Origin of the sequence: Fulvivirga imtechensis AK7 (assembly GCF_000331535.1) — a bacterium.
GTDB lineage: Bacteria > Bacteroidota > Bacteroidia > Cytophagales > Cyclobacteriaceae > Fulvivirga > Fulvivirga imtechensis.
The window spans coordinates 78777-88710 of record NZ_AMZN01000069.1 but is presented as its reverse complement, the minus strand read 5'-3'; the positions used below and the strand labels follow the sequence as shown (position 1 = coordinate 88710).

Sequence of the window (9934 nt, the reverse complement as noted above, 5' to 3'; positions counted from 1 at the left end):
TATAAAGCTTTCGGGATAACAAAAAAAGTCAAGGCTGTGAGTAATGGCTAAATTTCAATGCCTGCGATGACAAATCACAAACTCACCCCGTGAAAAACGGGGCTCAAACAGTGTGATTTATAAGGGGTGCGTGTGGCATTGAAATTCTTAACGCCATTTTCTCAAGGCCGTTCTGAAGCTATGTCATTATCCACAAAATCAACGAAAAGTTGTTGGCTGCCTCCCCGAGGTAAGTTAGACAAGTTCGGGACAGGCAGTATGACCGCCTTTTTTCAGGCATCTTATATCGAACTCACATTAAGATCACTTGTAGTCCTGTGTCACTGGTCAACCAGTGACTATTAACCAGTGACGGGTTTCCCTTCCCATCCCATCGCTTGTCAACGCCACATCTTCGCGCTACACTGCCAGGTCCGTCCCTTTCAAATCCTCCGGCTCATCGATATCATTCAGTAACTTAGTCTGAGCATAAGTGAGGCCCTTATTTTCTATCCGTTTTACAGTTTCACTGAAAACATTCGAAATACCCCATTGATGAAGGTCAAAGATCTCGGGATAAGCTTTTTTCATCCCGATCAGATAATAACCTCCATCCTTAGCAGGCCCGATCACCACGTCATGTGTTTCCAGTTTAATAAAACCATCTTTGATCACATCTGCAGTAAGCTCGTAAATATCAGTACCTATCAGGCAAACAGATTCATAACCTTTGGCCAACGATTCGCTGATGGCATGAAACATTTTATCTCCCAAATCAGCGCCCTTTTGTAAATACTTTTCGTAGCGTTTATTTTCCCAGTTATCTTCTGAATCCACAAATTTCGAATAGTACACTGCTTTATCAAAAGCCAGATCTTCAATGACTTCCTGTGTATGGGTAAGCAGCCTGAGGTAAATGGCCAAAGCCACATCATCGCCCAACGACCTGGCCAACCTCGTTTTCACTCTTCCCAATTCCGGGTTTTTAACAAAAATAATCAGGAGTTTATTCATAGACTTTAACGCCCTTCTTTAACCATCTCGACCAACTTGCATTATACGTATGTACGCTATCCGTTACGCCATGCTCATTTACCACATCATTGCCCTTATTTTTCCAATCAAAAATACCCCCATAGAGGTTGGAAACGTTCTTAAATCCCAACTCCCTAAGCTTTTCACCAATTTTCTCACTCCGATAACCCACGGAGCAATAAACCACAACAGGCGCGTCTTTATCCATACCCGCAACCATATCCTTGGAAAAATGATCATAATCAATGAAAATGGCTCCCTTCAAGTGGCTTACATGGTATTCCTCCGGTTGACGGGTATCCAAAATAACCAGATTTTGATCGGTCTCAAGCTTCTTCCGTAAGTCATCAACGTAAATAAATGGCACCGAACCATCCAGAATAGACTTTAGCTTAGTATCAAAATCTTGTTGTGACATACAGTTGGAAGATATCAACAGAACCAGCAGCACAAGCATTTTACTGCTCGTTGTTTTGCGTTTGACCTTTTTTAATATAATGCTTATAGATCTCATACAACATAAAAACGAAAACCAGCACATATTCGGTTGTGGTAAGCCAGAGAATTTCTTCAAATCCACTCTCTGAATAACCGACATACGTCATAAATATCAAAAATGACCATAAAATAACAAATCGAAATCTCGTGAAAATACTAAGTACCAGCACTGTTGAGATGTACCACGGATGAACTGTGGTGGATAGAAAAAGGTAAAATAGTAACACCCAGAGCATAGCTTCGGGAAGCCTGATGCGCTTGTGGTTATGTAGCAATGCATACCCCATGATCAGAAGAAAAGCCGCCAGCGCCAGGTATTTCCCCAAAATGTGAATGGTATTGTAACCCTCCGTATAAAATCCTATCTCTCGTAGTAGGTAGTAAATGCTGGCATTGAACTCAAACCGCTGAAAATACAGGGATAGGCTTGCGGTCATACCGTTAAAAAGATCCTGATGAAGAAAGGGAAGGAACAGTACCAATGTGAAAGCTGCTATTAGTGCATAAAAAATAAGGAGCTTCTTCCAGTGCAGCCACCTGATAAACAATGGCATTAGCATTAAGGGCAGCAGCTTACTGGCAATGGCGAAAGCTAAGCTCAATGCCGCCATTCGGGATTTTCCGGTAATGAAAAAATAGGTACCTGCTAATAAAAAGAAGATCATAAATGCTTCAAAATGAAGATTGCCTGTTAGTTCCAATATGATCAGTGGATTGAGAGCATACAACAATGCATTTTTTGCAGGTAGTTTATAATGAAATAAAATACGGGTGATGAGCCAAATACTGCCACATTCAGCCAAAATAATAAATGCCCTGATAACTATGGCGCTGCCGTGAACAGACGCAGGAAAAATAGCTGTAGCTACCGAAAAGAAGAATTGCGCTACCGGTGGATAGATAGTAAAGTAATTGGGAGAGTTTAAAAGATAATAAAGACTTGACGTAATGCCCGGGACGTCCGGTGAACCCGGATCCATATAATAGGAGGGAATATGAGAAAAAGGGTGGATGTTCTGGTTAAACAGCCTTCCATCCCAGACAAACCGATAGATGTCATCGGAAAGACCGGGAAAAGCGAAAAGCAGCACCATCCGTAATAAGATGGCAAAAACCAACAGCCACCTCACCTGTTTAGCTGTGCGGGCATAGAACCACATAACCATAAATAAACCAAATAGCACAGAATAACCGCTGATAAGCTGAAAAGACTCAAACCGTGGCACAAGATATGCCAACCAGGCATACAGGGGCAGAGAAACTCCTGCAGCCTTGTATAATAACCACCCCGATCCGCTTTTAACCATGCTTTAGTGGCTTTACAGAATGGTAGAATACACTCGCAAAACCCAGAGCCAGCATCACATGGAAGATAATTAATCCCCAATCCTGCAACTGAATACCTGCAACAACACCAAAAATAAAATAGAGACTTAGAAGTCCTTCCAAGATAGTAAGGGGGCTGATTTTCGGTTTAATATAGATATTATTCTTCCAGCTATCCTTTCGATTGATAATGTTGAACTTTGGCGTTCTGATAAATGCAGTCTTTCTACCCAAAAGCCCTTCAACTACGGCAATTCCGTTATGTAAAGACATACCCATGGATACTACCAGGAAGGCAGGAAATAACTTAAAATAGTATCTGCCGGTATGCTTCGGCTGCATCTGCTTTGCCGAGATCCAGTAAAAAAATGCTATAGAAAAAAAACCAATAAGAAAAATACTGCCCAGATCGAATAACATTTCAATACCAGGATTGGCTTCCTTTATGAAGAGCATTGGTATGCTCAATATAGCAGCCATAAGTAGGCAAACAAATACTGAACTGCTAAAAAGATGGAATATCGCATGTATTTTTATTGAAAGTCTGATATTAGCCTGTAGCAACCTTCCTAAATTCTTCCGGGCAGTTTCTGCAGCGCCTTTGTTCCATCTGTATTGCTGCGATTTAATGGCAGGCATGATCACCGGCAGCTCTGCAGGCGCCACACAGTTTTCCAGGTACCTGAACTTCCAACCCTTCATCTGCGCTCTGTAGCTAAGGTCCAGGTCTTCAGTCAGCGTATCGGCCGACCAGCCCCCTGCTTCCTCAATGCACTTCTTTCTCCAAACACCCCCTGTACCATTAAAGTTGATAAAGCTTCCGGCATGGTTCCGTCCCGATTGCTCCACTGAAAAGTGAGCATCAAGCCCAAAAGCCTGCAGTTCTGTGAGCAGCGAATAGTCTCTGTTCAGATGTCCCCAGCGCGTTTGCACCAACCCTACTTCAGGTGTAAATGCTACCAGAGTCTTCTTTAAAAAATCCGGGTAAGGCAGGAAATCCGCATCGAAAATGGCGATATATTCGCCTTCAGCTATTTCTAATCCATACTGCAAGGCGCCCGCTTTGAACCCCTCTCTGTCTTCCCTTCTAATGTGTCTGATGTTTACACCTAGTCTCTTCCACTCCATCACTTTATCAGCTACAATAGCTACAGTTTCATCCGTTGAATCATCCAGCACCTGAACCTCCAGCTTTTCCTGAGGATAGTCAAACCTGCATACCGCATCTATCAATCGCCCAGCAACATATTTTTCATTAAAGAGAGGAAGCTGCACCGTCACATTTGGCAGATCTTTTAACTCAGTGGCCGGCACCTGATCCTTCTGCTTTTTGGTCTTCAGGTAATGCCATGTAAGGTGTAATTGCCCCAGGCTGAAAAGAAATATCAGCAGTAAGGCCAGACAGTATAGAATGATAACTATATATTCCACTTATAAATACCTAAAGATCGTCCAAATTATTTTATACCCCGCCATCACAGTACCCTTTACCGTACCCGATACCTTGGAAAAACCAATACGTTTCCTATAATTTACGGGTACCTCTGTACATTTTAAGCCTTTTTTTGCTGCTTTCAATTGCATTTCCACCGTCCATCCATAGGTTTTATCCTTCATTCCCAGAGCCACCAACTGATCATATCTGATCGCCCGAAATGGCCCCAGGTCAGTAAACTCTACCTTATAGAACCAGCGGAGCAAAGTTGTGGCCAGCCAATTTCCAAAAACCTGCTGAGGTGTCATTGAACCTTTAGCACGTTGGCCCAACGACCTGGAGCCAATAACCATGTCGATACCCTTTTCAGTAATTGGTTTTACCAACTGATGCATCTCCTCAGGATAATCTGAGTAATCAGCATCTATAAAAACAACAATATCTGTTTTTTTTTCCTGTGAATTAAGATAATCTATTCCTTTCAGACAAGCCCTGCCATAGCCCTTTGTTTCTTCCCGAAGTACGGTGGCACCGGCTTCCAGGGCTACACGTTCAGTTTCATCGGTCGAAGCATTATTCACCACGATCACCTCCTCCACCAGGTCCCTCGGGATCTCATCGACTACATTACCAACTGCATTTTGCTCATTAAAAGCGGGAATAATAACCCGGATAATTGGCTTCATTTCAACACTCAGTTCAAAAACGCAAAAGTAATGGATTTATCGGGTTAGCAAAGTCAGGGAGGTGACAACGTGAGCTGAAGATCAACGCTTTCAAATTCAAACCGGAGATATTGCCCTTTTCTGGTATTTTCAAAAATCCAGATAAAGAGGTATTTGATGATCTGACTATAAATTTGGAAAAATTTCCTTTAATGCCAGTCAAACATATTATCAAAGTTGAGGAATATTTAGTAGATCATGATCAACTTGCATTAAAGCGAAATAACATCTCAGATGGGAACATTAAATTGCTCAGACAGGTCCCTAATACCAAAGAACGGCTTGGCAAGCCGTTCTAACCATGGTTAAACTTATTAGTGAATTTTAATACGCCCTTGCAAATAGTACCCTTCTGCTCGAAGGCTTACCCGAGTACACACATTTCCCTTCCTCTTCGGGCGCATCGATAGGAATACATCTGATAGTGGCCTTACTGTCTTCTTTGATCTTCTCCTCTGTTTCAGCAGTACCATCCCAGTGGGCTAATATAAATCCTCCCTTTTCGTCCAGTACCGATTTAAACTCTTCGTAAGTGTCCACTTTGTTGGTCATGGATTCTCTGAAATCAAAAGCTTTGTTGTAAATATTCTGCTGAATATCTTCTAATAATTGCTGCACTTTCTGCACCACATCGCTTACGTTCACCACTTCCTTTGCTTTGGTATCTCTTCGCGCCACTTCTATGGTGCCGTTTTCCAGGTCACGCGGACCAATGGCCATCCTAACCGGTACTCCTTTCAGCTCATATTCAGCAAACTTCCACCCCGGGGTGTTAGTATCACGATCGTCAAACTTAACACTGATACCTAAAGCTTTCAACTCAGCTTCCAGATTATTAACAACGCCTCGAATTGCCTCCAACTGTTCCGCGCTTTTAAAGATAGGTACTATTACCACCTGTATTGGCGCCAGCTTCGGAGGAAGCACAAGGCCATCATCATCGGAATGCGCCATGATCAGCGCACCCATCAATCTGGTACTCACGCCCCATGAGGTACCCCATACGTGCTCCAGCTTACCATCTTTGTCAGCAAACTTAACATCAAATGCCTTGGCAAAATTCTGGCCCAGGAAGTGAGAAGTGCCTGATTGCAAAGCTTTACCATCCTGCATCAAAGCCTCTATGCAGTAAGTGTCAACTGCACCCGGGAAACGCTCACTTTCACTTTTCACACCTTTATATACCGGCATAGCCATGTGCTTTTCGGCAAATTCTGCATATACATTCAGCATCTGTATGGTTTCCTCAATAGCTTCCTGTCTGGTAGCATGGGCAGTATGCCCTTCCTGCCATAGGAATTCCGCGGTTCTTAAAAACAAACGCGTTCTCATCTCCCATCTCACCACATTAGCCCATTGATTCAACAACAAAGGCAGATCCCGGTAAGATTGTATCCAGTTTTTATAGGTATTCCAGATCACCGTTTCAGAAGTAGGCCTTACTATTAACTCTTCTTCAAGCCTGGCCTCAGGATCAACCACCACACCACTGCCATCCTCGGCATTTTTCAGGCGATAATGAGTCACCACAGCACATTCCTTGGCAAAACCCTCAACGTGGGCGGCTTCTTTGCTTAGATACGATTTCGGCACAAAAAGAGGGAAGTAGGCATTAGCGTGGCCTGTGTCTTTAAACATTTTATCAAGAGCAGCCTGCATTTTCTCCCAAATGCTAAAGCCATACGGTTTGATCACCATACAGCCACGAACTGCAGAGTGCTCTGCAAGGTCAGCTTTCTTAACTAATTCGTTGTACCATTGAGAATAATCTTCACTTCTTTTTGGTAATCCTTTACCCATATCAAGTTTGGTATGTTTTTTGATTGCTTTTATTCGAAAAAATACTTTTCGCGGCAAATATACAGATATTATTATCTTAAAATATATCCGTTTTTTGGAATTGTCGTATAATAAAGTATGTTTATGAACTAAAGAGGTAATACCATGGATACTCACATCAAAAAATTCTCCGCTTTTATAGGTATATTTATACTTGCCCTGGGTGGTTCTTATGCTCAGAACAAAGAGTATGATGACCTTTATTTCACTTCCAGCGACCGTAACAAGGTCAAAAAAGTAAAAGTAGAAAACAAGGTAGTTCAGGATGCTGACCAGGTGCAGCAACTGGATCCTAACCCGCAGGAAAGCTACTCTTCTAAAACGGTAAATCCTGAATACATAGCCAGGTATCAGGCTAAATCACAGGAAGATTACAGCAGTGATAGCGAGTATGCAGAGGGGGAATATTTTAATGAAAATTACCAATCTCCTGAAGATATAACTACCAACTTTGCAAACAACGCCAATTATGTGACGAGAGATCGCTATGGCAATACCCATTATTCGAATAACTTTAATGATATATATTGGAGTGATCCGATGTTTTACCGCGGCACAATATATGATCCGTTTTACAGGCCTTACTACGGCTACAGACCATGGAGAAGCGGATGGTCAGTATCGATTGGTTTTGGTAATACCTGGGGCTGGAGAAACGGATGGCACTCCGGTTTTTCCATGGGCTATGGCTGGGGATGGGGATGGAATTCATGGTATGACCCGTTCTATGCCTATGACCCGTTCTACTGCCCTCCATATAGCAGGTTTGGCTATGGTGGATACTATGGTGGCTATTGGGGAGCGCCATACAGAAGTGTGGTTGTAATTAATAACTATGAATCAAGGAGTGACAGAACTTTCAAAAGAGGTCCGGGAATGTCGAGAAGTGGCGATGTTGCAGTCAACAGCAGGAACCGAAGGAGTACTACATCAGGAAGCACCGGTGATATCAGCACTGGCCGATCATCTACGGCCGGCAGAACCAGCGCTGACGCACCAGCAGGAAGGTACACTTCCAATTCAAGAGACTATTCAGATACTCAGAGCAGATACTATAGAAGATCAAGAGAGGCTGTAAATACAACAAGTTCATCGGATACGCAAGGCAGAACCTATGATAGCAGATCCAGATCTACTTCTAACTATTCCACAGAATCAAACAGAAGCACGAGCAGAAGCAGTTCTTCCTATGGTAGATCTTATGACAACAGCCGTAACGGAAGCTATAACAACAATAGTAATTCAAGATCGAACTCCAGATCGTACAGTACTCCGAGCAGGTCTAACTCTAACAGGTATTCCTCCGGTAACAGTTCGAATAGCAGAAGCTCAGGGTCGTACTCTTCAGGGTCAGGAAGTTCGAGCAGAAGTAGTGGCAGCTATTCATCAGGGAGCAATTCGAGAAGTAGCGGCTCCAGCTCCAGAAGCTCAGGAAGCAGCAGATCGTCAAGAAGAGGTGGAAATTAATATTTAGCTGAGGACCATTTAATAACCCGAATCATGAAAAAATCCCTAAAGCTTATTTTAATAAGCCTGGTACAGCTTTGCTTTGTTGCAGGCGCACAGGCGCAAGATGCCGGCGACTTCTCAGCCACAGCGCTCGATCTCAGTAGAACCTACCCGGGAGGGTCCGCAAGGATGCAGGCGCTGGGAGGCGCTCAAACCGCTCTGGGAGGAGATATCAGTTCAGCATCATCAAATCCTGCAGGCCTAGGCTTTTTTAACAGATCAGAGTTTTCCTTTAGCCCTACATTCAATTTTGTGTATGCTGATACCGATTATTTAAATACTTCAACTTCCGACTCTAAGCTGAATTTTAATTTTGCCAACCTGGGCGTAGTGCTCAACAAGAGCAAGGGAGATCTGGTAGACAGCAAATGGAGAGGAGGGTCCTTCGGTATCAGTCTGAACCGCATTGCGGATTTTCAAAACCGGATCACTTACGAAGGAAATTCATTTAATCAATTAGACAATGGAAACATTGTATTAGATCCAAATAACCCTAAGGATTTTATAGAATATACTGTATTAGCCGCCGGGGTTAATAATAATGGCGATATTTCCATCACTAATGATTTTGTTGAACTTGCTTACGAAACATATTTAATCGATGCGTTTCAAATCAATGGTAATGAGTTTATGGTAGATCGTGATATCTATGTCGTTGATGAAAATGGAAACTTACCGGTTGATAGTAACGGAGACCCTGTCTATATACCTGCATTTCCCGAACCTCAGTATCCCACCCGACAATATGAAACTATAAATTCCAAAGGAGGAACATATCAAGTTTCACTTTCTTATGGTGGAAATTATAATGACAAGCTCTATTTTGGGGCAGGTTTGGGCATACTGTCAGTAGACAGAGAAGTAGAGCGGTTATATAGAGAAACCCCTACACTAACAACTCTTAATCAGTTAGAATTAAGGGATAATTATACCCTGAGTGGAATAGGCGTAAATGCCACATTAGGAATAATAGGACGCCCAATAACATCTTTACTTCTCGGATTATCCTATACCACGCCGAGCTACTATGCATTAGAGCAGAGCAGAGAGATCACTTTAGGAGCAGACTACCTTCAGTCCACCAACTATCGAAACAGTTATGAAGAATGGACCATAACATATGATCCGTTTACATACAACATAACAACTCCGTCACGCCTAAGTGGTGGTATCACTTATTTCTTTGGAAAAAACGGCTTTATTAGCGGAGATATTGAGCGGGTCAACTACCACAGAGCTAAAGTACAAAATGGAGATGATGGCTTTTCCTTTTCTCCCGACAATCAGGCTATAGACCGATTTGAATCGGCATTTAATTATCGTGTTGGAGCAGAGTATAGAATTGAGATGTTTCGTGTAAGAGCAGGTTATTCCTACATGGGAGACCCTACTGATGACGATATTGATCACGCGGAAAACCGGGTATCTTTTGGCGGAGGGATCAGAACCAAAGACTTTTTCGTTGATCTGGGTGTTGTGAGTAGTATGGGAAGAACCTCGACCATTTCCCCCTATCCTGGCGCCTCTGCTGCGGAAGTCACCAATCAAAATACAACAGCTACTTTTTCCGTAGGCTTCTTTTTCTAAA

Annotated in this window: 8 protein-coding genes; 2 read left to right on the top strand and 6 right to left on the bottom strand. The window is 42.8% G+C overall.

The window, feature by feature from the left end; genetic code table 11:
• Positions 1 to 399: 399 nt before the first annotated feature.
• From C900_RS19655 to proS, 6 genes are all read right to left on the bottom strand, one after another.
• The gene (locus tag C900_RS19655) at positions 400 to 993 is read right to left on the bottom strand and encodes a TIGR04282 family arsenosugar biosynthesis glycosyltransferase (RefSeq protein WP_009581933.1); all 594 of its coding nucleotides are present in this window, start codon (positions 991 to 993) and stop codon (positions 400 to 402) included.
• Entirely contained in the window at positions 986 to 1432 is a 447-nt protein-coding gene (locus C900_RS19650) for a rhodanese-like domain-containing protein (RefSeq protein ID WP_157494087.1), read from the bottom strand. Before C900_RS19650 ends, C900_RS19655 begins: the two co-directional genes overlap by 8 nt.
• Positions 1433 to 1472: 40 nt before the next feature.
• Positions 1473 to 2819: an MptA/MptB family glycosyltransferase gene (locus C900_RS19645; RefSeq protein ID WP_009581931.1), complete on the bottom strand. Its 1347-nt coding sequence runs from the start codon at positions 2817 to 2819 to the stop codon at positions 1473 to 1475.
• Positions 2812 to 4269 (bottom strand): cellulose synthase family protein, encoded by a 1458-nt coding sequence (locus C900_RS19640; RefSeq protein WP_009581930.1) that lies wholly within the window; start codon positions 4267 to 4269, stop codon positions 2812 to 2814. The genes C900_RS19645 and C900_RS19640 overlap by 8 nt, the downstream gene beginning before the upstream one ends.
• Entirely contained in the window at positions 4270 to 4959 is a 690-nt protein-coding gene (locus C900_RS19635; RefSeq protein ID WP_009581929.1) for a glycosyltransferase family 2 protein, read from the bottom strand.
• Positions 4960 to 5322: 363 nt separating this feature from the next.
• Positions 5323 to 6798 (bottom strand): proline--tRNA ligase, encoded by a 1476-nt coding sequence (proS, locus tag C900_RS19625; RefSeq protein ID WP_009581927.1) that lies wholly within the window; start codon positions 6796 to 6798, stop codon positions 5323 to 5325.
• Between the two features lie 144 nt (positions 6799 to 6942).
• On the opposite strand from proS, the gene C900_RS19620 reads away from it, so the two are divergent.
• Positions 6943 to 8304 carry a RhoGEF Guanine nucleotide exchange factor for Rho/Rac/Cdc42-like GTPase gene (locus tag C900_RS19620; RefSeq protein WP_009581926.1) on the top strand — a complete coding sequence of 454 codons (1362 nt, stop codon included), beginning with the start codon at positions 6943 to 6945 and terminating at the stop codon, positions 8302 to 8304.
• A gap of 33 nt (positions 8305 to 8337) precedes the next feature.
• A complete protein-coding gene (locus C900_RS19615) occupies positions 8338 to 9933 on the top strand; it encodes an OmpP1/FadL family transporter (RefSeq protein ID WP_009581925.1) in 1596 nt (531 codons plus the stop codon).
• Position 9934: the final 1 nt, after the last annotated feature.

Coding starts and splice junctions, on each gene's coding strand:
- proS (WP_009581927.1), bottom strand. CDS start 6,798: ATGGGTAAAGGATTACCAAAAAGAAGTGAAGATTATTCTCAATGGTAC.
- C900_RS19645 (WP_009581931.1), bottom strand. CDS start 2,819: ATGGTTAAAAGCGGATCGGGGTGGTTATTATACAAGGCTGCAGGAGTT.
- C900_RS19620 (WP_009581926.1), top strand. CDS start 6,943: ATGGATACTCACATCAAAAAATTCTCCGCTTTTATAGGTATATTTATA.
- C900_RS19650 (WP_157494087.1), bottom strand. CDS start 1,432: ATGTCACAACAAGATTTTGATACTAAGCTAAAGTCTATTCTGGATGGT.
- C900_RS19635 (WP_009581929.1), bottom strand. CDS start 4,959: ATGAAGCCAATTATCCGGGTTATTATTCCCGCTTTTAATGAGCAAAAT.
- C900_RS19615 (WP_009581925.1), top strand. CDS start 8,338: ATGAAAAAATCCCTAAAGCTTATTTTAATAAGCCTGGTACAGCTTTGC.
- C900_RS19655 (WP_009581933.1), bottom strand. CDS start 993: ATGAATAAACTCCTGATTATTTTTGTTAAAAACCCGGAATTGGGAAGA.